Annotated in this window: 19 protein-coding genes and 2 tRNA genes; 14 read left to right on the top strand and 7 right to left on the bottom strand. The window is 65.4% G+C overall.

The window, feature by feature from the left end; all coding sequences use genetic code 11:
• Positions 1-14: 14 nt before the first annotated feature.
• The 3 genes from OF380_RS15965 to OF380_RS15975 form a co-directional block, all read right to left on the bottom strand.
• Positions 15-106, bottom strand: a tRNA-Ser gene (locus OF380_RS15965).
• 107 nt (positions 107-213) lie between these two features.
• Entirely contained in the window at positions 214-1746 is a 1533-nt protein-coding gene (locus OF380_RS15970) for a class I adenylate-forming enzyme family protein (RefSeq protein ID WP_264045632.1), read from the bottom strand.
• Positions 1747-1831: 85 nt separating this feature from the next.
• Entirely contained in the window at positions 1832-3034 is a 1203-nt protein-coding gene (locus OF380_RS15975; protein WP_264045634.1) for a methyl-accepting chemotaxis protein, read from the bottom strand.
• Between the two features lie 746 nt (positions 3035-3780).
• Between OF380_RS15975 and OF380_RS15980 the strand changes: the two genes are divergently transcribed.
• Positions 3781-4608, top strand: coding sequence for an aldo/keto reductase (locus OF380_RS15980; protein ID WP_264051351.1), 828 nt, complete (start codon positions 3781-3783; stop codon positions 4606-4608).
• Positions 4609-4669: 61 nt separating this feature from the next.
• Here the strand turns inward: OF380_RS15980 and OF380_RS15985 are convergent, their stop codons facing one another.
• Both OF380_RS15985 and OF380_RS15990 read right to left on the bottom strand, forming a co-directional pair.
• Positions 4670-6895, bottom strand: coding sequence for a sensor histidine kinase (locus OF380_RS15985; RefSeq protein WP_264045636.1), 2226 nt, complete (start codon positions 6893-6895; stop codon positions 4670-4672).
• Entirely contained in the window at positions 6892-7194 is a 303-nt protein-coding gene (locus OF380_RS15990; RefSeq protein WP_264045638.1) for a SelT/SelW/SelH family protein, read from the bottom strand. Before OF380_RS15990 ends, OF380_RS15985 begins: the two co-directional genes overlap by 4 nt.
• Positions 7195-7396: 202 nt before the next feature.
• On the opposite strand from OF380_RS15990, the gene OF380_RS15995 reads away from it, so the two are divergent.
• The 5 genes from OF380_RS15995 to OF380_RS16015 all read left to right on the top strand — a co-directional run bounded on the left by OF380_RS15995 (position 7397) and on the right by OF380_RS16015 (position 11929).
• On the top strand, positions 7397-8050 hold the full coding sequence (locus tag OF380_RS15995; protein WP_264045639.1) for a LemA family protein: 654 nt from the start codon (positions 7397-7399) through the stop codon (positions 8048-8050).
• 36 nt (positions 8051-8086) lie between these two features.
• A complete protein-coding gene (locus OF380_RS16000; RefSeq protein WP_264045641.1) occupies positions 8087-8854 on the top strand; it encodes a TPM domain-containing protein in 768 nt (255 codons plus the stop codon).
• The gene (locus OF380_RS16005) at positions 8844-9476 is read left to right on the top strand and encodes a TPM domain-containing protein (RefSeq protein WP_264045643.1); all 633 of its coding nucleotides are present in this window, start codon (positions 8844-8846) and stop codon (positions 9474-9476) included. Before OF380_RS16000 ends, OF380_RS16005 begins: the two co-directional genes overlap by 11 nt.
• Before the next feature lie 156 nt (positions 9477-9632).
• A complete protein-coding gene (locus tag OF380_RS16010) occupies positions 9633-11699 on the top strand; it encodes a carbon starvation CstA family protein (RefSeq protein WP_264045645.1) in 2067 nt (688 codons plus the stop codon).
• Between the two features lie 5 nt (positions 11700-11704).
• Positions 11705-11929, top strand: coding sequence for a YbdD/YjiX family protein (locus tag OF380_RS16015; RefSeq protein WP_238275628.1), 225 nt, complete (start codon positions 11705-11707; stop codon positions 11927-11929).
• A gap of 267 nt (positions 11930-12196) precedes the next feature.
• On the opposite strand, the gene OF380_RS16020 is transcribed toward OF380_RS16015, so the two are convergent.
• On the bottom strand, positions 12197-12646 hold the full coding sequence (locus OF380_RS16020) for a hypothetical protein (protein WP_264045650.1): 450 nt from the start codon (positions 12644-12646) through the stop codon (positions 12197-12199).
• A 429-nt stretch (positions 12647-13075) separates the two neighbouring features.
• Between OF380_RS16020 and OF380_RS16025 the strand changes: the two genes are divergently transcribed.
• From OF380_RS16025 to OF380_RS16040, 4 genes are all read left to right on the top strand, one after another.
• Entirely contained in the window at positions 13076-14239 is a 1164-nt protein-coding gene (locus OF380_RS16025; protein ID WP_264045652.1) for a helix-turn-helix domain-containing protein, read from the top strand.
• Between the two features lie 595 nt (positions 14240-14834).
• A complete protein-coding gene (locus tag OF380_RS16030) occupies positions 14835-15953 on the top strand; it encodes an acyltransferase family protein (RefSeq protein WP_264045654.1) in 1119 nt (372 codons plus the stop codon).
• Between the two features lie 350 nt (positions 15954-16303).
• The gene (locus OF380_RS16035) at positions 16304-16726 is read left to right on the top strand and encodes a recombinase family protein (protein WP_318784132.1); all 423 of its coding nucleotides are present in this window, start codon (positions 16304-16306) and stop codon (positions 16724-16726) included.
• A gap of 141 nt (positions 16727-16867) precedes the next feature.
• Positions 16868-17542: a hypothetical protein gene (locus tag OF380_RS16040; protein WP_264045656.1), complete on the top strand. Its 675-nt coding sequence runs from the start codon at positions 16868-16870 to the stop codon at positions 17540-17542.
• 229 nt (positions 17543-17771) lie between these two features.
• Here the strand turns inward: OF380_RS16040 and OF380_RS16045 are convergent.
• Positions 17772-17847: transfer RNA gene (locus OF380_RS16045), tRNA-Ile, on the bottom strand.
• Between the two features lie 390 nt (positions 17848-18237).
• Between OF380_RS16045 and OF380_RS16050 the strand changes: the two genes are divergently transcribed.
• The 4 genes from OF380_RS16050 (at position 18238) to rpmG (ending at position 24509) form a co-directional block, all read left to right on the top strand.
• Positions 18238-21462, top strand: a complete 3225-nt coding sequence (locus OF380_RS16050) for an efflux RND transporter permease subunit (RefSeq protein WP_264045658.1) — start codon at positions 18238-18240, stop codon at positions 21460-21462.
• A 61-nt stretch (positions 21463-21523) separates the two neighbouring features.
• Positions 21524-22819, top strand: a complete 1296-nt coding sequence (locus tag OF380_RS16055; protein WP_264045660.1) for an efflux RND transporter periplasmic adaptor subunit — start codon at positions 21524-21526, stop codon at positions 22817-22819.
• Positions 22820-23051: 232 nt separating this feature from the next.
• On the top strand, positions 23052-24224 hold the full coding sequence (locus OF380_RS16060) for an MFS transporter (protein ID WP_264045662.1): 1173 nt from the start codon (positions 23052-23054) through the stop codon (positions 24222-24224).
• Between the two features lie 117 nt (positions 24225-24341).
• Positions 24342-24509 carry a 50S ribosomal protein L33 gene (rpmG, locus tag OF380_RS16065; protein WP_018044575.1) on the top strand — a complete coding sequence of 56 codons (168 nt, stop codon included), beginning with the start codon at positions 24342-24344 and terminating at the stop codon, positions 24507-24509.
• Positions 24510-24677: the final 168 nt, after the last annotated feature.

Below are 24677 nucleotides of genomic sequence, written 5' to 3' on the forward strand. Positions count from 1 at the left end.
TCTGGATGCTTGAATGGCGGAGACGGAGGGATTCGAACCCTCGATACCCCTTTCGGGGTATGCTCATTTAGCAAACGAGTGCCTTCAGCCGCTCGGCCACGTCTCCGTAGGGCGTCGATCTAGAATTTCGCGGTTGGCGGGTCAAGCGACGTTTCGCGGCATCCGCGGAATTGTAGCGGTTTGCGCCGGATCGGAGGCGCGCAGCGACCATGATCAGGCCTGCACGAGGCGCTTCCGCTGAACCTTGCCGTTCGGCGTTCGGGGTAGGGCGTCGACGAAGCGCACCGTACGTGGGCACTTGTAGGCAGCCAGGCGTTCCGCGCACCATTGCAGCAGCGCATCCTCATTCACCCGCGTCTCCGGCGCCCGGACGACGAAGGCCGCGATCAGCGTCAGGTCGGCGCGCACCGCCAGTTCGGTGACGCCGACCTCGGCCACGCCGGGGTGCCCGATCAGCACGCCCTCGACCTCGTTGGGCGAGACCCGGTACCCGAGCGCGTTCATGAGGTCGTCGTTGCGGCCATGGAACGTGAGGTATCCCTCGATGTCCAAGCTCGCGAGGTCGCCGCCGACGAACCAGTCGCCGCGCATCACCGCCGCTTCTTCCTCCGGCCGGTTCCAATAGCCGAGCATCAGCCCCGGTTCGCTCCGGTGAACCGCCAGGAGGCCAACCTCTCCGTGGGGCATAGGGTCTGGCGGCCCCTCCACCGGCAGGATCGCCACCCGCCGCCCCGGTTGGGGTTTGCCCGGCGAGCCGGGACGGACCGGACTGGTCGGACCGCTCGACACGTAGGTCGAGATCTCGCTCATCCCGAGTGCCTCGTAGAGGGGTTTACCGGTCGCCTGCCGCCAGGCTGCGAGGAGCTCGGGCGAAAGAGCCTCGCCGGCCGTCACGCCGTGCCGCAGCGATCCGAGGTCGTCGGCCGAGACGTCGGCGTGTTTCAGGATCTGCCGGTAAAGGCTCGGCACGGCGGCGAACAGCGTTGCCCGGTGGCGGGCGATCAGGCTCGGCCAGACCGCCGGATCGCGCGGTCCGTCATAGAGCACGGCCGTGGCGCCGCATGCCCAGGGATCGGTGATGCCGACCCCGAGGGTATAGGTCCAGTTCATCGTGCCGGCATGCAGCATCACGTCGGACTCGGTGAGACCGAGCCAATGCGTGTGCATTGGCTGCCTGCCCCGGATCGCCCGATGGGCGTGCAACACACCCTTGGGGCGGCTCGTGGTCCCTGAGGTATAGACCAGGGTCGCTGGATCGTCGGCGCAGGTCTCTGCGTAATCGGGCAGCGGAGGGCCCGCTTTCATCGCCGCGATCTCCGCCGGCCCGAGCACGATGCGCGATCCGAAGCCCGCGCGGTCGTGCCCCAACGTTTGCCCGACCACGACCACCGACGCCCCCGCATTCTCCATGAGGAAGGCGGCCTCCGACGGCGTCAATTGTGGCGAGGAGGGCAGGGCGACGAGTCCGGCAGCCAGCGCCCCGAAATAAACGAGGACGTAATCAGCCTCGTTGCCCATGCGGATCATGACCCGCGAACCGGGTTCGAGGCCAAGATTCGTCAGGCCGGCCGCGATACCTCGGACGGCCCGGTCGGCCTGCGCGAAGGTGAGGGTGCGGACATCGTCGCCCGCCCCGGCCATGATGAGTGCGACCTTGTCCGGCCGGAGGCGGGCGTTCTCGGCAAGGCAATGCCGCGCACCGTTGAAGCGATCGGACGACGTTTCGTTAGCCTGAGATGGGAACACGGTGGCATGGGCTCCGCGAATGCTTTCGCGCGACGATGCCTGAAGCGCGCCTCCGCACAAGAGGGCGGAGCCGGAACCTCTCGACTCAGCCGACGATCTCCTTGGCGCAGGAGAGCATCTCCTTCATCGCGTCCGCCGCGGCCTGATAGGCGGGCGTCCCAACATCCCAGTTGCTGACCTTGATCGCGTCGATCATCTTGGACGCTTCTGCGAGCGCTCGCGTTTCCGCCGCGACGAAGCGGCCGAAGGCCGGATGGGCGGCGGGGACCGTTCCGGCGAGGCGCGTGCTCATGCTGTCCCCGGCTCGGCCCGTCGGTGTGGCGACTGCAGTGTCCGGCGGCGCCAGACCGACGAGGATGCGTGCGAGCTTGCGTTTCCACGCGCCGAGATCGGCTGGAAGCCGGACGAAGGCATAGACCGGAACTGGGCGAGCGCCCGAATCCAGAGCGGCCTGGCCGGCGCTTTCGGCCCGAACCAGCCGGTTGGTGATCTTCTCGATCTCTTCGTGGGTCTTGGCCGCCTTCCCCGCGATGCTCTGCACGCTGGTCGAGATTTCCCCGGTGGCAGCTCGCTGCTGGCTCAGCATCTGCGAGATGGCCTGGTTCAGGTCGCTCGCATGAGCGATGCGCGCATTCGTATCCCCGATACGCTGTTCGAGGTGATCGACGATCGCCCGTCCCGTGGCGATAGCGCTGCGGCTCTCCCCGACAGCGTTCGAGATCGCGCCCATCTCGGCGGTGAGGGTACTGAGTAGACCCCGGATTTCCCCGGTGGACTTGGCGGTTTGCGCCGAGAGCGCCTTGACCTCGGCGGCGACGACCGCGAAACCCCGCCCCGCCTCGCCGGCACGGGCCGCCTCGATCGTGGCATTCAGGGCAAGCAGATTGGTTTGTGCGGAAATGGCCGCGATTGCCGTGGCCATGACTTCGATCTGCGCGATCGCGCCCTCGAGGACCGCGACCCGATCGACGATCTGCCCGGTTCGCGTATCGATCTCATGCATGGCCGAACGCGCCTGCTGAGCGTCGCCGATGCAGGTCTGCATGGCGCCCAGCGCGTCCTGCGCCACCGCGACGACCGTCTCGGACGTCTGCGCGACCTCGGCGACCGATGCGGCCATCTCCTCAGCGGCGCCGGCGATGGTCTGGGTCGCGCGCGCCACTTCGCCGACGTCGTAAGTCATCCAGCCCGTGTTGGTCGCGGCCTCGGATGCCTCCCGCGCCAGAGCCGCCGTGCTGCCGAGACTGCGCAACAGGTCGGTCTCGCGTCCGGTCTGCAGGTTCGACAAAGCCTTGCGGAGGGGCCCCTCGGGGAGATCGACGGCGGAGAGGTCCTGACCGACCAGGAGGGCCTCGACGGCCGTCGCCAATCGGGCTTCAACGAGGTGCGAGTTCGGGTCCGACACGGCCGCGAGCGTAGGCAGTTTCTTGTCGGATCGGGCGAAAGGAAGTCCAAGCATCGAATGCGGTCCCAAAAGCGTCCGGATCAGCGATACCTGCCTTGAATTAATGCACCCTTATGAAACGCCCTGTGCGGCCGATAGATCTTCCACGACGCCAAGCCCTGCGCCGAGAAACCTTAGTTTCGGGCGCTCCTTCCGCGTCGATTATGGATCAGATGACCTTCGGCATGATGATCCCTGCACAGATAGTATCGTCATGGATATTTGCTCGGTGACGGCGGACGCGGCAGCGTTGTTTTATCATTCAGTGAGACAAGAGATTTTCTCGCGATTGAAGTATCGTTTGAATAAAATTGCCTGACGGGCCCTTATCGAAACATTCTGCTTCCCGATTTTTCAATCGATGCGGTTTCCCAGATTTTGCAAAACGTTAAGTCGATCCCAATCCGTAGCACGAGCCTCGCCGAGCGGGACGCGCGACGTCGTGTTCGCCTCTGGGCATCAGCTAGACCTTGCTAGAGCCGCACGGCTCTACACCCTGGCAGGCCGGGAAGACGAATTCCCGTCCGAACCGTTGTTGCGGACGAACGGTTGAGTTCACAAACCAGGCGGAGTTCGAAGTGACGATACCGATGACCCCGAGTCCGCTGATTCCCCTGGCCGATGGCAGCCACATCCCGCAGCTCGGTTTCGGCGTCTACCAACTCGCCGACGAGCGAGCGCCCGAAATCGTCGGCGGGGCCATCGCGGTAGGCTACCGCTCCATTGATGCGGCGGCGATCTACGGCAACGAAGGCGGCGTCGGACGAGCGCTGCGCGCCAGTGTCGTGCCTCGCAGCGACCTCTTCATCACCACGAAGGTGTGGAACGATCGGCAGGGATTCGATGAGACGCTGCGGGCGTTCGACGAAAGCCTGACGGCTCTGGGTCTCGAGGATGTCGACCTCTATCTCATTCATTGGCCCTGCCCGGAACGTGGCCGCTACCGCGAGACCTGGAGGGCGCTCATCCGCCTGAAGGAGGAGGGACGGGCGAGATCCATCGGTGTGTCGAATTTCATGCCCGAACACCTCGAGCGCATCATCGGAGAGACCGGCGTCGTGCCGGTCGTGAACCAGGTCGAACTTCACCCGCATTTCCAGCAGCGGGCCTTGCGCGCGTTTCATGCCCGGCACGGCATCGTCACCGAGTCTTGGAGCCCCCTCGGTCAGGGCCGGGAACTGAACGACCCGGTCCTGAGCGCGATTGCTCAGCGACACGGCCGCTCGCCGGCCCAGGTGGTCCTGCGTTGGCACATCGAGAACGGCCTGGTGGTGATCCCCAAGACGGCGACGTCGGCGCGGATCCGCGAAAACTACGACGTGTTCGGCTTCACGCTGACGACGGAAGATCACGAGGCCTTCGCCGCCCTGGACCGGCCAGATGGCCGGATCGGCCCGGATCCCGAGACCTTCGGATAGTCTCGTCCGGTCGCGACATCTCCCTCGCCCGAAGCCCCGCCGGGTATCGGCGGACGGAAGCTCAGGCCGTCCGCGACAGCGGCACCGCGTGAGCACCGATCATCTCGGCCCTGCGCTCCAGCAGGGTCGGCGGCGGAACCGGAGCCTCGATGGTGCAAATCACTCCGGCCGTGGCGAAGAGCAGCTGGACCTCCCCGTCAAGTTCCCGCGCGAGGCTTCGCTCGATGAGGCGAGAGCCGAAGCCGGTCCGGGTCGGCGGCGCGACGGGCGGGCCACCATGTTCGCACCAGCGCAGCATCAGGCGGGTGTTCGGCTCGCGATCCACCGTCCAGGTGATGCTGACGGTCCCACCTTCCTGCGACAGCGCCCCGTACTTCACCGCGTTGGTACCGAGCTCATGCAGCGCCATGGCGATTGAGAGGGCGAGCCGCGGCGACAGGCGCAGGGCCGGACCGGACACGAGGAAGCGCGAGCGCTGGCCGTCGGCGGCATCGAGGGGGGCGATGGCGTCAGCCACGACGTTGCCGAGTTCTGCGCCGTCCCAGCTCTCCCGGGTCAGCACATTATGCACCCGCGCCAGGGCCAGGAGGCGGGCCTCGAAGGCGGCACGGGCGGCCGAGGCTTCCGGGCCATCCAGCCTGCGCAGGGACTGGCCCGCGATGGATTGCACGGTCGCCAGGGTGTTCTTCACCCGATGATTAAGCTCGTGGATCAGCAGCTGCTGGTGCTCGGCGGCGCGCTTGGCGTCCGTGATGTCGACGTTGCACCCGGTATAGCCGAGGAAATTCCCGGTATCGTCGGTGCGCGCGACGCCCTCGCAGCGTAGCCAACGCACGATCCCGTCACGGTCGATCACGCGGACCTCGGCCTGGAAGGGCCTGCGCGCCGCGAAGGCCGTCCGGAACAGCGACGCGAAGCCCTCCAGATCCTCCGGGTAGATGATCCGGCTCCAATCCTCGCCCGCCAGCACCGAGACCGTATCGACGCCGAACATGTGATCGAAATGCAGGTTGGCGAAGCTGATCTGGCCCGTCTCGTCGGTCATCCAGATCAGGGCCGGCGCCGAATCGGCCATGTGGCGGAACCGTGCCTCGCTTTCCCGCAGGGCGCTCAAGCCCCGCTGCGTCTCCGCGAGCGCCCGGTCACGCTCCTCCGCGCGGGTCCGCAGCCGAAGGGATGCATCCGCGAGGACGTCGCCGAGCCGGCGGATCTCGTGGATCGGGGACGTGATACGGGGGATCGCCTCGCCGCGCGCCAGCACCGGGCCGGTGGCCGCCAGCCGGCGCAGCGGTTGCGAGACGCGCGACCACAGGTGCACGGCGAGGATCGACGACGTGGCGAGGACGAGGAGTCCGAAGCCGAGGAACGCCCAGATCCAGTTGCGCAGGCGGGCTTCGACCAGGGTCTGGGGGATCACCGCGACCGCCATCCAGCCCGTCAGGCGGGAGGGAGCCTCGACCACGGTGACGGATTTCATCTGGCGATCCTTGCCCTCCCAGACGCCCGGCGTCGGTGTCTGATGCTGCCGCAGCGTCGGGAGCCGGGGCTTGCCGATCACGGCCTCCAGCCTCGGGACGCGCGCCAGGACGGTGCCGTCGCGGTCCGAGATGCCGGTGGACCAGCCGTTGACGCTTTCCCGCGCCACCAGGGTTTCGAGGCGGCGGATCGGAACCGTGAAGCTCAGGATGTGGCTGACGCTTCCCTCGTTCAGCACCGGAACCGCGACCGCGTAAGTTGCATCATCCGGCAGCATCCCCTTGATGAAGCCGGAAATCATCGCCCGTTGCGCGCCCGCGGCCAATTCGCGGTCGAAGGGCAAGCTGCTGCGGGGGAGGGGGGCGCCGCGAGGAACGGCGGTGTTGACGACCTGCTGGCCGTCGGGCCGGCGCAGGAGAAGGTCGAGACCGACGGCATCGCGCACGAGCCGTGCCTGGGCATCGAAGCTCTCGAACTCGCTATCCTTGAGGCGCGGCGAGGTCGCGAGGGTCTGGAGCACCGAGACGAGGCCGGCGGTGTCTCGATCCACCGACAGCGCGATGCCCCGCACGGTCTCGCGGGCATCCTGCTCGAACCGGGCCCGCTCCGTCGCGGCATAGCGCGCGAGCAGGATCCCGGTGAAGATCAATCCTGGCCCGATCAGCGCCACCACCAGGGCGACGAGGTAGATCTGGGTCGAGAACCCGCGCTGGCGGATGCGGGCAAGCGCGCGGAACAGCGGCGTATGCCGCCACCACCAGCGCCAGCCGGACAGCTCATGCGTCGGATCCTGGCCCCTCGGAGCGCTCATGGTCGATCGATATGGCCGAGGTCGCGCTCCGGCGCGAGGCGGTCGCGCACGCGCTGCTTCAGCGTCTTCACATCGGGAAAGCCGCCGTCGCGGGTCCGATCCCAGATGGTGTCCGCCCCACATTGGATGACGAAGATACCGCCGGTCCCGGGGATCAGGGCGACTTCCCCGAGTTCATCGCGGAAGGTGGAGAGCAGCTCCTGCGCCATCCATCCCGCCCGCAGGAGCCACTGGCACTGCGTGCAGTAGGTGATGGAGACCCGCGGCTTGGCAGGCGATGGGCAATCGACCTCGATCATGCGCGGGTAGAGCGACCGATCCGCCTGAGGTTGTCAACCGCGTCACAGAGGGCTTGTGCGGCCGTGCGCGTTACGGCACGGAGGGTGCCTAAGGCCGAGCTTTCCGCGCAGGGCACCTTTCGCCACGCCTCGGGTTGCCTTGTCTGTGACGCCGGGCCGGTGGGCCGGGTCCGATCGCATCGGTGTTTCGCGGGAGTCTGTCATGCGTTCCAGTGCCACCATCGTCGGAGGTGCCTCCGGCAGGTCTCGGTTCGATGGGTCCTGGTTCGGCAGGGCGAAGGCCGTTCTGGCCGCGTTGGTCCTCACCACCGGCCTCAGCGGCTGCGGCGCGATCAACCAGGTGCCGACCCTGGAGGAGCGCGCGAAATCCGCCTGGAGCGAGGTGCAGAACCAGTACCAGCGCCGGGCCGACCTGATCCCGAACCTCGTGGAGACGGTGAAGGGATACGCGCAGCAGGAGAAGGACGTCCTGATCGGCGTCACCGAGGCACGGGCCAAGGCGACCAGCGTCAAGGTCGACGCCTCCACCGTCAGCGACCCACAGGCGTTCAAGGCTTTCCAGGACGCCCAGAACCAGTTGTCCGGCGCCCTCGGCCGACTGCTCGTGACCGTGGAACGCTACCCGGACATCAAGTCGAACCAGAATTTCCTCGCGCTGCAATCGCAGTTGGAAGGAACGGAGAACCGCATCGCCGTGGCACGGCGCGACTACATCGGCGCGGTTCAGGCCTACAACACCGAGGTCCGCACCATTCCCGGACGCTGGATCGCGGCCTTGTTCTACCCGGAGGCCAAGCCGATGGAGACCTTCACGGCGACCCCGAACGCGGAGCGGCCGCCCAACGTGAAGTTCTAGTCCGCCGTGCGGGTGCCCGGCCATCGCGGCAGAGCCATGGGATTCGGAGCGCTCGGGGCCCTGCCGCGCCTTGCCGCGTTCCTCCTGGGCTTGGCGCTCTGGAGCTTCGCGGCTTACGCCGCCGATCCGGTCTTCCCGCCGCTCAGCGGACGGGTCGTCGATGCCGCGAGCCTGCTGAAGCCCGAGGATCGGACGAGCCTCGAGGCGAAGCTGAAAGCCTACGAGGAGAAGACGTCCGACCAGGTCGTCGTGGCCACCGTGCCGAGCCTGCAGGACCTGACGGTCGAGGATTACGCCAATCGCCTCTTCCGAAGCTGGAAGATCGGTCAGTCCAAGACCAACAACGGGGCGCTGCTCCTCGTCGCGCCAAACGAGCGCAAGGTCAGGATCGAGGTCGGGTACGGCCTCGAAGGGGCCCTCACGGATGCCCTCTCGAAAGTCATCATCACCACGGCGGTCGCCCCGCGCTTCAAGACCGGTGACTACGCGGGCGGCATCAACGCGGGCATCGAGGCGATGCTCTCCATTCTCGCGGGGGATGCCGAGGAATGGCAGCGCAAGGGACGCGTGCGCAGCGACGAGGCCGATTCCGGTCAGGTCATCCTGTTCGTCATCCTGTTCCTCGTCATCCTGTTCGTCGCCTATCGGATGAACCGGGGCGGACGCGGGGGCGGGGGCTTCGTCATCCTGCCGGGGCCGTCGTCCGGGGGCTGGAGCGGCGGCGTGTCCGGCGGATTCGATAGTGGCGGATTTTCGGGTGGCGGCGGCTCGTCGGGCGGAGGAGGAGCATCGGGTGACTGGTGAACCGACCGATCTCCTGAGCCGCGACGCGCGGGACCGGATCGCCCAGGCGATCGGGGTGGCGGAAGCCGGCACCGCCGGCGAGATCGTCGTGCTGGTGGCGGCGCGCGCCGGTCGCTACCGCTCCGCGCCCCTGCTGCTCGCCCTGGCCTGCAGCCTCGCGGCACCCTGGCCGCTGATCCTTCTCACCGCCATGAGCGCCGCCTCGATCGCGTTGACCCAGGCCGCCCTCGGCCTCGCGGTGCTGATGGTCTGCGCCCACCCCCGCATCGCCATCGCGTTGGTGCCGCGCGCGATCCGGCGTGCCCGCGCGCACGAAGCGGCCATTCGCGAGTTTACCACCCGTGGACTGACCCGGACCCAGGGTCGCACCGGCGTCCTCATCTATCTCACGGTCGCCGAGGGCTACGCGGAGATCGTGGCCGATCACGGGGTCGCGAAGCGCGTTCCCGCCGAGGTCTGGGCGGACGCCATCGCCGCGCTTCTCACCTCACTGCGACAGGGGAAACCGGAGGACGGCCTGATCGCGGCGGTCCGTCAGGTCGGCGCGATCCTCGCTGAAACCCTGCCGCCGGAGGCGCAGCCGGCGAACGCGCTTCCCAACCGCGTGATCGTCGTCCCCTGAGGAAATTCCGTCCGGCAACAGAGGGTAACAGAGACGGGATTTGGTCTCTCCGCCTTCATCTTCGGTGATGACGCGCCTCTGGTCCTTTGGGAAAAATCCGGTCAAAAGGACCCTTGACGATCTGCCATCAAGGACAGGTCGCTGGAGCGAGACGTCATGAGTGCGATATCGAGGCATGGGCCCTGGGCCCTCGTAGGAGCGTTGGGAGCCGCTGCGCTCGCCGTCGTCGCGACGACCCGGGGCGAGAACGTCAATGCCCTCTGGCTCGTCGTGGCTGCCGTCTGCGTCTACCTGATCGCCTACCGCTACTACTCGCTCTTCATCTCCGACAAGGTCATGCGGCTCGACAATGGCCGCCAGACGCCGGCCCACACCCACAACGATGGGCTGGACTACGTCCCCACCAACCGCAACGTCCTGTTCGGGCACCACTTCGCCGCCATCGCCGGCGCGGGCCCCCTGGTCGGCCCGGTGCTGGCCGCGCAGATGGGCTACCTGCCCGGCCTGCTCTGGATCCTGGCCGGCGTGGTGCTCGCCGGCGCCGTGCAGGACTTCATGGTCCTCTTCATCTCGATGCGCCGTGACGGCCGCTCGCTCGGAGAGTTGATCCGCGCCGAACTCGGGACCATCCCGGGCGTCATCGCCCTGTTCGGGACCTTCATGATCATGGTGATCCTGCTGGCCGTGCTGGCGATGATCGTCGTGAAAGCGCTGGCCGAGAGCCCCTGGGGCACCTTCACCGTCGCCGCGACGATCCCGATCGCCATGCTGATGGGCCTCTACGCCCGCTACATCCGTCCGGGTAAGGTCGGCGAGGTCTCCATCATCGGCTTCGTGCTTCTGATGCTGGCGATCGTCTACGGTGGCAACGTCGCCGCCGATCCGTACTGGGGTCCCTTCTTCACCTATACCGGGACGCAGCTCTGCTGGCTGCTGATCGGTTACGGCTTCGTCGCCTCCATCCTGCCGGTCTGGCTGCTTCTGGCGCCGCGCGACTACCTCTCGACCTTCCTGAAGATCGGCACGATCGTCGGCCTCGCATTGGGCATCGCCTACGTGGCCCCGCACATGAAAATGCCGGCCGTGACCAAGTTCGTCGATGGCACCGGTCCCGTCTGGGCCGGCTCGCTGTTCCCGTTCCTGTTCATCACCATCGCCTGCGGCGCGGTCTCGGGCTTCCACGCCCTGATCTCCTCGGGCACCACGCCGAAGCTGATCGACCGGGAATCCGACGCACGCTTCATCGGCTACGGCGGCATGCTGATGGAGAGCTTCGTGGCCGTGATGGCCCTGATCTCCGCCAGCGTGATCGAGCCGGGCATCTACTTCACCATGAACTCGCCGGCCGGTCTCGTCGGGACCACGCCGGAGAGCGCCGCCGCCGCGGTGACGAAGCTCGACCCCGCCTTCGCGATCACGGCGGAGCAGATCGCGCAGACGGCCGTGGACGTGGGAGAGCACTCCATCATCTCCCGCGCAGGCGGTGCGCCGACCCTCGCGGTCGGCATGGCGCACATCATCTCCTCCGCCATCGGCGGCAAGACGATGATGGCCTTCTGGTATCACTTCGCCATCCTGTTCGAAGCACTGTTCATCCTCACCGCCGTGGATGCGGGCACCCGTGCCGGGCGCTTCATGCTCCAGGATCTGCTCGGCCTGATCTCTCCACGCTTCAAGGACACCACGGCCTGGGCGCCCAGCATCCTGGCCACCGCGCTCTGCGTCAGTGCCTGGGGCTACTTCCTCTACCAGGGCGTGACCGATCCGTTGGGCGGCATCTACACCCTGTGGCCCCTGTTCGGCATCTCGAACCAGATGCTGGCCGCCGTGGCGCTGACCCTCGCGACCGTGGTGATCTTCAAGATGAAGCGTGAGCGCTACGCCTTCGTCACGATCATCCCGACCGTGTGGCTGCTGATCTGCACGCTCACCGCCGGTTGGCAGAAGATCTTCTCGGCCGACCCCAAGATCGGCTTCCTGTCGCATGCCGATCGGTTCTCGACGGCCATCGCCGAGGGCAAGGTCCTCGCGCCGGCCAAGAACATGGCCGACATGCACAAGATCGTCTTCAACGATCGCATCGACGCGGCCCTCGCCGTCCTGTTCGTCGGCCTGGTCCTGTCCATCGCCACCTTCGGGATCATGGCCTGCATCAAGGCCTACCGGGCCGATCGCTGGACCGCTCTCGAGAGCGGTGGGCCGGCGGCGGTTCCGGCGGAGTAAGCACCATGGCGCTGTCGTCGGCGGAACTGCGAGACCGGCTCAAGACCTTCTCGAAATGCGTCTGCGATGGCGCCCGGCTCATGGTCGGGCAGGGCGACTACGAGGCTTACGCGGCCCATATCCGCAAGACCCACGCGGATCAGGAGCCGATGACCGAGCGGGAGTTCTTCCGCAACCGGGAGAACGCCCGCTTCGGCGTCGGCAATCGCAGCGGGTTTCGCTGCTGCTGAGCGGCTTGTCACGTTAGGCGGCCGCGGTCCGGCGCCGGCACCCCTGTCCGCCGGATCCCGACATGAAGATCGGCGCCGGCGAAAAGCCCTTCTACGACGGGAGAGGGGCAAGGATTTCGGCGGCACCATCACCAGGACGTGGCTGACTCAGCGCCACGGCTTCCTCCGCAACATCCTGACTGCCGACCTCTGCGAAATGGTGCCGGGGCCGGCACCGCGGCGCTCTGAGGGCGGGCGCCGTTCCGACAGGCTCGACCCGGTCCTGGCCTATTGTGTGAGCCAATCTGTCCCGGGACTCATGGCGGAGCGCTGGAGGCTCGATCCCGTGGTTGCCCCGCCCGCCGTCGCGTCGGTCGAGGAGGCCGGTCCGGCCGCGAGCCGCGTCTCCGAAGGCAGGAGGCCCGCACCGGCCCCGACGAGTCCGGCCAGGGCACGAATATCATCGGGTTCGTGCGGATCACGGGATACCCGCTCGGCGTCACGCTGCAGTCGCGTGTTGCACGCCCGCGAGGGGAGGCCTCCGGACGGCGTGCACGCGTCGTGGCGGGCGCAGGCCGCGTCGAGGGCGTCGATGGGCGGACGCGGTGCGTTGTTGCCCGGTCCGCAATAATTGCCGTGCAGGAGCAGGGCGGGCGGATGGTCGAGCGGGATCGGCTGGGCCAGCGCAGGCACCGTGGTGCCGAGGACAAGGGCGAGGCATACGCTCAAGCGGTTCATGGGAGGAAATCCTCTCCAACATTGTTCGGGATTGAAAGGAATCCGGGCGGACGGACGGCTCATAGGCGTCGAAGGTTGGTGGAGGCGCTCAGCACCGTCCGCCCTTGCGTCGGGCGGTGCGACCTGCGTAGCGCCTTCAGTCCTGTGCCCGAGGCTTTTCGTTCACCGCATCCAACCTGGTCTTCTCCCGGGGGGTTCCGAAGCCCGCGCTTGGCAGGAATGCATCTGAAGCAAAGGTATCTTTGATCAAGTTCGACTTCCTAACATCCAGCAATATTCAACCGTCCTCTCCTCCCATCTCCGGTATGTGGGAAATCAAACTGAACGCGAGCGGCCTCTTTCGAGCCAACGAGATTTATGTTTTTAGCCCCGGTTCTTGAGCTCTGCGGCACCCGATGCTGTGCCCGGCTCGACCTGCCGGAGCCATGCATGCAAAACTTGGATCAACCCAACGTGGTCCTGCTCGCCGAGGGTGATCCCATCGTTGGCGTGGACCTGAGTGATGCTCTCGTCCAAGCGTCCTATCGCGTTCTGGGGCCCGCAGACACGACGGCCGAGGCCCTGCGCCTCCTCGAACAGGTGACGCCCAATCTGGCTGTCCTCGTCGTCCAGTTGAAGGACGGTCGCTGCACGCAGCTGATCCGGGAATTGCGCGCCCGCAATGTGCCCATCCTGGTCCATTCCGGTTCCCGGCAGGACCAGCGCCTGAATGGGGACGTCCGCGGCGCGCCCTGGCTCACCAAACCCGCCGTCTCGTGGGATGTGATCGCGGCCCTGGACGAGTTGTCCCTCTCGAGCGCCGCCATCGCCCGTGCGGAGCCAGGCCCGGAGGACGCTCCGCTCCTGCGCCTGGTGCAATCGGCTGACGGGTCGCGCAATCCGCTGGTGCGCAAGCTGGAGCGCTTCACCACCCTGACGGCGACCGATCGGGCGATGCTGGAGCGCATCAGCGCCGGGACGCACGACGTCGCCCCTCACACCGATCTCGTGCGCGAGGGGGAGGCGCCCGAGGGCGTGTTCCTGGTCATGGAGGGCGTGGCCTGCCGCCATAAGCATCGCGCGAACGGTCATCGTCAGATCATGGCCTACCTGCTGCCGGGCGATCTCTGCGACCTCGACGCCGCACTTCTGAAAACGATGGACCACACCATCACCACCCTGTCCGCCTGCCGGGTGGTCCGCATCGCCCCTCCGACCCTGGCCGGCTTGCTGGAGCACCACCCGGCCATCGCCCGGGGCCTCCGCATGAACACGCTGGTGGATGAGGCGACCTTGCGCGAGTGGCTGATGAACCTGGGCGGCCGCTCGCCTCAGGAACGGATCGCGCACCTGTTCTGCGAGCTTCTCGTGCGCTGGCAGACCATCGGCCTGGCGAGCGGACAGAGCTACCTGCTTCCTTTGACCGCCGCGGATCTCGCTGACACCACGGGACTGTCCACCGTTCACGTGAACCGCGCCCTGCAGGCGTTGCGGCACCAGGGCGTGATCGACCTCACGGGCGGGCACCTGACGATCCTGAACCTGCCGCGCCTGAAGGCCCTCGGCGAATTCAGGGCCAACTACCTCCACCTGGGGGACTGCGCGGCGGCCTGAGCCTCCAGCATCAGCCCGCGCAGCCCCGAAGGCGGGCGGCGACCCTGTCAGCAGGCGCGAACAGCGTCCGGGTGTCGATTTTGGTGCGCCTGTCGGACACCGGGACGCGTCCGCCATTCCGGGGAACGCAGAACGGCTGGATCTGTCGCCTTACTGGATCGGCAGGGGAGGGGGGAACGCCTCACCCACGCACGAGACTGATCGCGTCAGCACACAGGCCTGACCTCGTTTCCTCGCGATGTCCCCTCGGGCAAAGCTTCCGCCGGGACATTCCGCAGCCGAGATGCGTGAGGTCGTCGACGCTCGGTCGAGGCTTCAGATGTCGAGCAAGGCCATACCTTGAGCCCGCCATCCTCCAACGGAAGACCGACCAATCTTAGATTTGAAATCTTCGGCGCACCGTAGACAGGGCACGGAAACAAAGTTTCCAGCCAAAATGTAAATTGCTCTTAATCCTCATCGCTCGACTTAGGCTTGCCCCAATATTCCCACTGCTCAGGCGGCGTCTCATACCGATGATTGCGTGGCAATGTCGTTCAAGTTCCTATGCTCCGGATGACAAGCAAGAAACTATAGGTTCGTGAAGGGAGCGTCCATGTCAGGTACCGCCGCCTCCTTGTCCCAGAGGCCTGACCTCAACTGGTTGCGCGCATGTGCTGTGGCTGAGGTCGTGATCACCCACTCGGATCTGGCAATCAAGCATTTTTCTCAGAACATGCTGCGTTCCGGCTCCTACATCCCCTTCTCGGGGGTTGGCGTCGAAATATTCTTCATTCTCTCGGGCTATCTGATCTGCCTGAATGCGCCGACATACCGGAATGCATTGGAATTTCTACGCTCCAGAGCACTTCGTATATTCCCAATGTACATCATCTTCACGTTCATCACGCTGGCAGCGCGGCTGATCAATCCGAGTTGGACATGGAATGGATACGACCTGTCGGTGGGTACGCTACTGCGTTCGTTCCTGATCCTCCCGCAGTCGTGGTTTCCCATCGTGGGGGTGGGCTGGTCGCTCGAACACGAGGTCATCTTCTACGAACTCACGGCGCTGATGATGGCCGGCATCGGCCTCACCAGTGGAAAAAGAATCTGGTTCGGCTTCGGCCTCGTCATCCTTGGCTGGATCGGTCTGGGCTTGGGTTTCCAGCCGATCGACGGGACCTGGTACCATCATCTGTTCAGTGTCCTGATGATCGCGTTCGGACTGGGGTGGCTGTATTGCTGCTACGAGCAGTCCCGCGACGGCGTCGTTCTCAAGATCATAGCGGTTTGCGCGATCGGCACGACTTTGTTGTTGGTAGTGACCGATCCCATGAACACCGAGAAGGTGCTGCGGATCGCAGGCAGTGCTGCTTTCTGCCTGATCGTCGTGCGGCAACGTGGAAGGATCAAACCGGGCGGGCGCGCAGATCGGCTCATCGCTCCGATTGGAGCCGCCGCCTACAGCATCTATCTCTCGCACTGGTTCATCCTCTCCGGTTTCGGCAAGCTCCTGGGCTACCTGCAGATGCCGGCTGAGACGGCTCTCGCCCTACGCGTCTGCGTGATCGTGGTTAGCCTGGGCGTCGGTCTGTTCGTCTATGCCGCACTGGAACGCCCGCTCGATCGCTGGCTGCGCGCCGGGCAAACCTTCCGACAGGCATTCACGGTCTTGAGGATGAAGCCCAATCTTCCTGGGAGAACGGTACCGAAGGCTGTGATCCCGTCCTGAACCCATCACGCCCGGGTGGTTCAGTTTCTGCACATTGAGCGAGTTATCGGCGAACCTCGAAGTTCCCAGGTCGCCATTCTGCCGGCACCCCGGTGTTTGCTTTCGGACCATTGCGAGTCAGAAGTCGCAAGGAGATAATGCCTCGAGCATCTGCGATAGGATCATTCTCGCCACAAGAAGCGGGCTCAGCAGCTGGAGACATCATCTGTTCTTGCCGGCGCGCATCGATGGCGTAATTTCCAACAAACCTTCGTCAGCAGTCCGCTACCTTAGGTGTCACGTGCTTCAGTGACAGTCGCTCAAGAGTCATTAGTGATGCCCGGCCAAATGACATTCTCTTAACAGAGCAGGTGGACAGACTCTCACGTCTTACAGCATCAGATTGGGATAAGCTCAAATCTCAGATTAAAGAACGGTCCATCAGGGTTGTTTCCCTGGACCTTCCAACCTCGTGGCAGATGGCGACCGGCAGACATGAGGATTTTACCGGACGGATGTTCGCGGCAATCAATGAAATGCTTTTAGACATGCTAGCCGCTGTAGCTCGCAAGGATTACGAGGATAGGCGTAGACGACAGGCACAAGGTCAGCAGAAGGGGAAGGCCGAAGGGCGCTACAAAGGTCGCCCCGAGAACGCCAAGCGAAGTGCGGGTATCGCTGACATGATAGCGAAGGGTATTACGTGGTCGCAGATAAAAGCTGGCACCGGATGCAGCCGCGCCACAATCGCTAAAATCGCCAAGCGGTCTGCTTCACAAAAGTTAGGGGTATAAATTCCGATTTGCATAGCCGGCCCTACCGCCAGACTTGCATGCTTATCACGCATTCCATATACAATGCTTTGATTTGTGTCAAAGGCTGCTATATCTGCCTTTAACATCAAATTCAGCGCGCTCAAGGTAGGCTTATTATGTATGAGTGAAAGTATTTTAGGTTTCCCGGCTCCCATAGTTGCGTCGATAATCACGTTAGTTGGAGCCGTCTTACTTGCACCTCTGTTTACAAGATTTCTTGCTCACGTCTTCGAAAAGAAGTCACGTTTGAAGGTGCTGATAACAGCTGCCGATATCGGTAAAAGTAGCTTCTTAAAAGAAAAATTAGCTTACAACGTCCTGTCCGACATGCCTCAAATCGAACAAGACCTGAGGGAAGTTTTCAGACGGCTTCGTGGGTATGTAAATTTGAATATTAGCAACGTTGGAACAACAACCGTAAAAGCTATCACCCTATCGTTTGAGAGCGCGTTACTGGACGTTGCAGTTCAAGTTGGCGAAGAAGATGAAACTAAGTCAATCAAAAACGGAATCCGTCTCACTCTAGGCGATATCCAGCCGGGTCGGTCGGTTAATGTGCACATTTACTTACCGCTCACTACTACAGATTACCATCCAACTTTCTTTACAAGGACGTTTAAAATCTCGGCGGACCAAATCGATAGAGTAGATTATAGCTTTACCATACCAGATTACTTGAGTCGTTCGTTCGACATAAAGAAAAAGCCATTTATTAAAAAATCAACGGTAGCTCTAGTAATATTCGGAGTTGGCCAGATATTTTATGCAGTCTACTCAGCTATACATAAGGTATAATGGCAGTAAACCGCTGATTTGAGCTTTCTCGTAAGCCGTGCGGCAAAACAACGCGCCTATCAGAAGATGCGTGACCGCAATGAGTAATTTTAAGTTGAACTAGGCTGTTCGATTGCTTCCCTTTGCGAGTGCGACCCGCCGACGCAACCGGAAATACAATCGAACAGCTGCCGCTAAACACCGTCGTATTTGTCGCTAAATCGCAACCTAACCCGTTGTGGGAGTTATGTGGTGGGCCCGGCAGGACTCGAACCTGCAACCAGACCGTTATGAGCGGTCGGCTCTAACCATTGAGCTACAGGCCCAAGCTGGGGTCCAGCTTGTACGCGAAGAATGCTTGTCGCAGGCGCGGCTCGAAGAGCGGCGAACGCAACACCGGACATGTCCCACTGCCTACCTCGAAGATCGTGGGGCGACAAGGGATGTCGGACGGGTGGCCTTCCCGGTCCCATTGTTTTCGGCTCCGCCATCTCTGAAAGAGCGCGAGGCGCGGCCATCGAGATTGCGGGGAGGTGTTGGCAGCCGGGAGAGAGCGATACCGCGCTGCTTGATGAAACGCCGCAGGCCGCGCGCCTATGATCTCGGTATCCAGAAACAATGTAGAGATCTGTATGCAGTATCCATGCGTCTCGCGGTCACGGCTGCGCCGCAGGTCGACCTGTGCGACCACGTGAGCGCAGAGTGGCGGAGACGGCATGGGTCTCGTTCAGTACGCGCTGAAGTTCCGGATCACGATCTACGTGCTCGCCGTGCTGATGATGCTCGGCGGGGTGGCGGCGGTCGTCGTGGCGCCCAAGGACGTGCTGCCCACCGTGGATATCCCGGTGGTCGTGGTGGTCTGGACCTATAACGGCCTCTCCACCTCCGAGATGGAGCGCCGCATCACCACCTACGCGGAGTTCTCGCTCTCCAACAACGTCAACAACATCGCCCGGATGGAATCCACCACCCTTCAGGGCACGGCGATCCAGAAGGTCTACTTCGACGGGGCGGTGAGCATCGATCTCGCCATCGCGCAGGTGGTCTCGGCGATGAACTCGATCCGCGCGACGATGCCGCCCGGCGTGCAGCCGCCCATCGTCCTGCGCTTCTCGGCCTCCTCGGTGCCGGTGATCCAGCTCGCGCTCTCCTCCGACCGCGAGAGCCTCACCAAGGTCTTCGACTACGCCCAGTACCGCATCCGCCAGCGCCTGACCCAGGTGCCCGGCTCGACGCTGCCCTCGCCCTTCGGCGGCACCCCGCGCCAGATCATGGTCGATCTCGACCTGCACGCCCTCCAGGCGCTCGGCCTCACCGCCCTCGACGTCACCAACGCGGTCACCGCTCAGAACCTGACGGTTCCCTCCGGCCTCGCCAAGATCGGCGAGCAGCAGTACCCGGTGCAGCTCAACGCCTCGCCCGGGGCCATCGACGCCCTCAATCAGATCCCCATCAAGGTGGTGGGCGGCCAACCGATCCTCGTCCGCGACGTCGCCCATGTCCGCGACGGCGGCCCGCCGCAGGTCAACATCGTGCGCGCCGACGGCCTGCACTCGGTGCTGATGCGCATCTTCAAGAACGGCACCGCCTCGACGCTCGACGTGGTCAACAACGTCAAGAAGGCGCTCCCCGACATCCAGGCCGCCGCCCCCGAGGGCATGAGCCTGAAACCTTTGTTCGACCAGTCGGTCTTCGTCTCGGCGGCGATCGAAGGGGTGATCCACGAGGCCATCATCGCGGCGGCGCTGACCGGCCTGACCATCCTGCTCTTCCTCGGCTCGTGGCGCTCCACCATCGTGGTGCTCGTCTCGATCCCGCTCTCGATCCTGACGTCGCTCGCGATCCTGGCCGCGCTCGGTGAGACCATCAACGTGATGACGCTCGGCGGGCTCGCGCTCGCGGTCGGCATCCTGGTCGACGACGCCACGGTGGCGATCGAGAACACCTACCGGCTGTTCGAGGAGGGAGAGCCGTTCCGCAAATCCGTGGTGGAGGGGGCGGCCGGGATCGCCAAGCCGGCGCTGATCTCGACCCTGTCGATCTGCGCCGCCTTCGTCTCGGTCTTCGCCCTCACCGACACGCCGAAATACCTGTTCACACCCCAGGCGCTCGCGGTCGTGTTCGCGATGCTGACCTCCTACGTCCTCTCGCGCACCTTGGTCCCCGTGCTGATCGACGTGCTGGTGGCGCGCGAATACGCGGAGAAGCACGGGGCGGGCGCCGAGCCCCGGCGCGGGCGCGTCGCCCGGGCATTCGGCTGGGTCGCCGGCCCGGTCTTCCGGCTGGCGGGCTGGTTCCGGCACGGCTTCGAGGCGCGCTTCGCCCGCTTCCATCGCGGCTATCTCAGCCTGCTCCACGTCGTCATCGCACGGCGCGCCCTGACGCTCGGCCTCGTAGCGGTCGTGTTCGTCACCACCGCCGGCCTCTTCACCTTCGTGGGCCAGGATTACTTTCCGCAGGTCGCATCCAGCCAGATGACCCTGCACCTGCGCACCCGGCCCGGCATGCGCATCGAGACGGCCGAGCAGGTCTTCGCCGAGGTCGAGCACGTGGTCCGCGAGGTGATCCCCGAGGGCGAGATCGACCAGATCCTCGACAATATCGGCCTGCCGGCGAACAACTACAACTTCGCCTTCTCGGATGGCTCGTTCGTTGCCTACAACGACGGGCAGATGCTCATCAACCTGAAGGAAGGCCACGGCTCGGTGGCGGACTACACCAAGCGCCTGCGCGAGGTTCTGCGCGAGCGCTTCCCCGACGTGGTGTTCTACTTCCAGCCCTCCGACATCATCACGCAGATCCTGAACTTCGGCACGCTGGCGCAGATCGACATCCAGGTTTCGGGCCGCAACACCGCCAAGGACCTGGAGGTCGCCCAGAACATCGTCCGCCGCCTGAAGGCGGTGCGCGGGGCCGTCGACGTGCACCTGCACCAGATCGTCGGCACGCCGCAATTCTTCGTCGATGTCGACCGGCGCCTCGCCTCCGAGCTCGGGCTGACCCAGCAGCAGATCGCGCAGGGTCTGAACGTCTCGCTGTCCGGCTCCTTCCAGGTCACGCCGAACTTCTGGACCGACCCGAAGACCGGCATTCCCTACCAGCTCTGGGTGCAGACGCCGGAATACCGCAACGCGTCGCTCACCGACCTGCAGAACACCCCGCTCCTCGTCACCGGCAACGCGGATGCACCGGGCGTGCTGACGCTGCTCTCCAGCGTCTCGACCATGCGGCGCGAGGGCTCGCAGACGGTGATCAACCACGTCAACACGCAGCCCACCTTCAACATCTACGCGGCGGTGCAGGACAGCGATCTCGGCTCGGTGGCCAAGGAGATCCGCCAGATCGTCGCCGAGGAGCAGAAGGCGCTGCCAGCGCCGGACAAGATCACCGTGCGCGGCCAGATCGAGAACATGGAATCGGCCTTCTTCCGGCTGCAGGTCGGCCTCGCGATCGCGCTGGTGGCGGTCTACCTGCTGATGGCCGTCAACTTTCAGAGCTGGGGCGACCCGTTCGTGGTCCTGGCGGCGCTGCCACTCGCCTTCTGCGGCATCGTCGCGAGCCTGTTCATCACCGGCACCACCTTCTCGATCCCTTCGCTCTTCGGCGCGATCATGTCGGTCGGTATCGCCTCGGCGAACTCGATCCTTCTGGTGACGTTCGCCAAGGAGCACCGCGAGGCGACGGGGTGCGGCGCGGTGGAAGCGGCCCTGCTCGCCGGCGAGACCCGCCTGCGCCCCGTGCTGATGACCGCGAGCGCCATGTTCCTCGGGCTTATCCCGATGGCGCTCGGCACCGGGGAGGGGGCCGAGCAGAACGCCGCGCTCGCCCGCGCGGTGATGGGCGGGATCGCAGTGGGCACGCCCGCCACGCTCCTCTTCGTGCCGTTCCTCTACACGCTGCTGCGCCGCAAGGCGGTCCGGCCGCTGGAGGATTACGCGTGAGGCGAGCCTGTGGTGCGCGACGGATCGACGGGATAGGGTTCGGGACGGGGATGGGATTGTCGTGACACAGCCGAGCCGCGATCCGAGCGAGTCCCCACCCCCGCCACCCGGGAAGACGCCGTTCGTCCTCACGGCCGTCGCCGCCGTCGGCCTCCTGGCCTGGGGGGGCTATGGCCAGATGGAGCGGCGCGCCGCCGCCGCGGAGACGCAGCGAAAGATGAACAGCTTCGTGCCGAAGCTGCGCACCGCCACCGTCGAACGGGCGGACAAGCCAATCGAGATCACCCTACCGGGCCAGACCGATGCCTTCGCCAAGGCCGCGCTCTACGCCCGCGCCACCGGGTACATCGCCGAACGCCGGGCCGACCTCGGCAGCCGGGTGCGGCGGGGTGACGTCCTGATGCGGATCGCCGCCCCCGACCTCGACCAGCAGCTGGCGCAGGCCGAAGCCCAGACCGGGCAGTTCGAGGCCGCCCTGCTGCAGGCGCGATCCATGGTGGATCAGGCCAAAGCCAACGTGAACCTGGCGAACGTCACCAATTCCCGCACCACCACGCTGGCCGGGCAGGGCTGGGCCTCCAAGCAGAACGCGGACAACTCGCAGGCGAGCGTGCTCAGCCAGGCGGCCAGCCTCGCTTCGGCGGAAGCCGGCGTGAAGGTGGCGCAGGCCAACATCAAGGCCCAGGCCGCCACGGTGGAGCGGCTGCGGGCGCTGACCGGCTTCAAGGAAATCGTCGCCCCCTTCGACGGTGTCGTCACCCAGCGCGGGGTCGACGTGGGCGACCTCGTCCATGCCGACGGGACCGGGACGGCGCTGCTCTCGATCGACCGCGACGATGTCCTGCGCGTCTCCGTCAACGTGCCGCAGAACGTCGCCACCGGTGTCAGACCGGGCGTCGTCGCATCGATCAAGGTGCCGCAAATGCCCGACCGGACCTTCTCCGGCAAGGTCGAGCGCAGTTCGGTGGCCCTGCTCAGTTCGTCGCGCACCCTCACCGCCCAGGTGGACGTGCCGAACCCCGACCGGGCCCTGCGCGCCGGCTTGTACGTCTACGTGACCCTCAAGGTGCCGCGCACCGAGGCGACGATGAAGGTTCCGGCCGAGAGCCTGGTCTTCAACCAGCGCGGGACCCAGGTGGCGGTCGTGCGCGACGATGGGACCGTGCGCTGGCACGGCGTGACGATCCGGCGCGACCTCGGCACCACCGTCGAACTCGCGCAAGGCGCCGCCGACCAGGGACTGGAGGGCGGGGAGCAGATCGTGCTGAGCCCGCCCGCCGACCTGCGCGAGGGTCAGAAGATCGAACGCCAACCGGCACAGACGGACACGAAGCCGCTGAAATCGGCGGCCCGCTAGGGGGTGAGAGCCGACCCGCGCGAGCGCGGGGCCGTGGGTGCGGACTGCGTCGTGGCCATCCGGCGGGCCACGGCCCTGTGTCCCGGCCCGCGAACGTCGCTGAAGGCGCTCCCGCCAAGCAACCCGCATGTCGGATTTCGACCCTCCGCCCGCACCTGCAGTTGCGCGAAGCGGGCGCGGCGTGGACAAGGCGGTCCCGGCGTCGCCCCGGCGACCCGCGATGGACCCCGACATGCCGGCTCAAGCCCAGGGTGAGACCGAGGACGGCTCACGCTTCGCCTCGATTGCCGCCGCTATCACCTGCGTGGCGGTGGTGGGCATCGGCCTCAGCCTGACGATCCCGCTGCTCTCCATCGAGATGGAGCGCATGGGTGCCTCGAGCACGCTCATCGGGATCAATACCGCGGTGGCGGGGCTCGCCGCGATCCTGACGGTGCCGTTCGTGCCGCGCCTGGCCGCGCGTCTCGGGGTGGTGCGCCTGCTCGTCCTCGCCATCGTCAGCGGGGCGGCCTGCCTCGTGGCCTTCAAGCTCCTCCCGGGCATCGCCTGGTGGTTCGTTCTGCGCTTCGTCTTCTCCATGAGCCTCGGGGCGCTCTTCGTGCTCTCCGAGTTCTGGATCAACGCGGCGGCTCCGCCCGCGCGGCGCGGGCTGGTGATGGGCATCTACGCCACGGTGCTGGCGCTCGGCTTCGCTGTGGGGCCGACGCTGCTGGCGATGCTCGGAACCCGGGGCTTCGCGCCCTATCTCGCCGGATCCGGACTGTTCCTCGTCGCACTCATTCCCCTGGTGCTGGCGCGGGGATTGTCCCCCGTGATCGGGCATGGGCGGGGACGCTCCTTCTCGGCCTACCTGCGCCTCGCCCCGGCGGCGACCATGGCGGCCCTCGTCTACGGTGCCGTGGAGACCGGAGGCTTCGCGATCCTGCCGCTCTACGGTCTGCGTCTCGGCTACGACGCGGAGACGGCGGCGGGGCTCGTCAGCGCGCTGGCGCTCGGCAACGTGATGTTCCAGATCCCCTTCGGCTGGCTCGCCGATCGGGTGGACCGGCGCCTCGTCCTGCTCGCGGCGGCCCTGGGTGGTGCCCTCGGATCGAGCCTGATCCCCCTGGCCTCGGGCTCCTTTCCGGCCCTCCTTATCCTGCTGTTCCTCTGGGGCGGCATCGCCGGGACGCTCTACACCGTGGGCCTCGCGCATCTCGGCGCCACGATCCGGGGGCCGGAACTCGCCGGCGCCAATGCGGCCTTCGTGGTGCTCTACAATGTCGGACTGATGCTCGGCCCCCCGATCATCGGCGGCGGCATGGACCTCGTGCCGCCCCAGGGCTTCGCCTATAGCCTCACCCTGCTGTTCCTGGCCTATGCCGGGGTCGTGGCCCTGCGCCTGGTGCAGCAGCCGGAGGCGTGAGGCGCCTTGACGAATCCCGGCGATTGAGGCAATCACGCGCCGGTATTCAGCCGGCCGCCGCCGGCCCTTTTGCGTTTCGCTGATGCGGAATGCCGCGATCACAGGAGCGCCGCGTCCATGGCCAAGGCCGTCACCGTTAAAGTCAAGCTGATCTCGACCGCCGACACGGGCTACTTCTACGTCACGAAGAAGAACTCCCGTACCCAGACCGAGAAGCTTTCCATGAAGAAGTACGACCCCGTCGTGCGCAAGCACGTCGACTTCAAGGAAACCAAGATCAAGTAAGCCCGCCCGGCGCCGTACGGCGCCGGAACGGACACGCAGCCGCCCCCGCAAGGGAGGCGGCTTTTTTGTTGTCCGATTCGCGCTCGGGGCGCGCGTTCCCAGCTCGAAGGTTGATGCGCCGCCGGGTTCGGGCGATGGAGGGCCGAACATCCCCCATTCTCAGGATCG

Origin of the sequence: Methylobacterium sp. FF17, from assembly GCF_025813715.1 — a bacterium.
Lineage (GTDB): Bacteria > Pseudomonadota > Alphaproteobacteria > Rhizobiales > Beijerinckiaceae > Methylobacterium > Methylobacterium flocculans.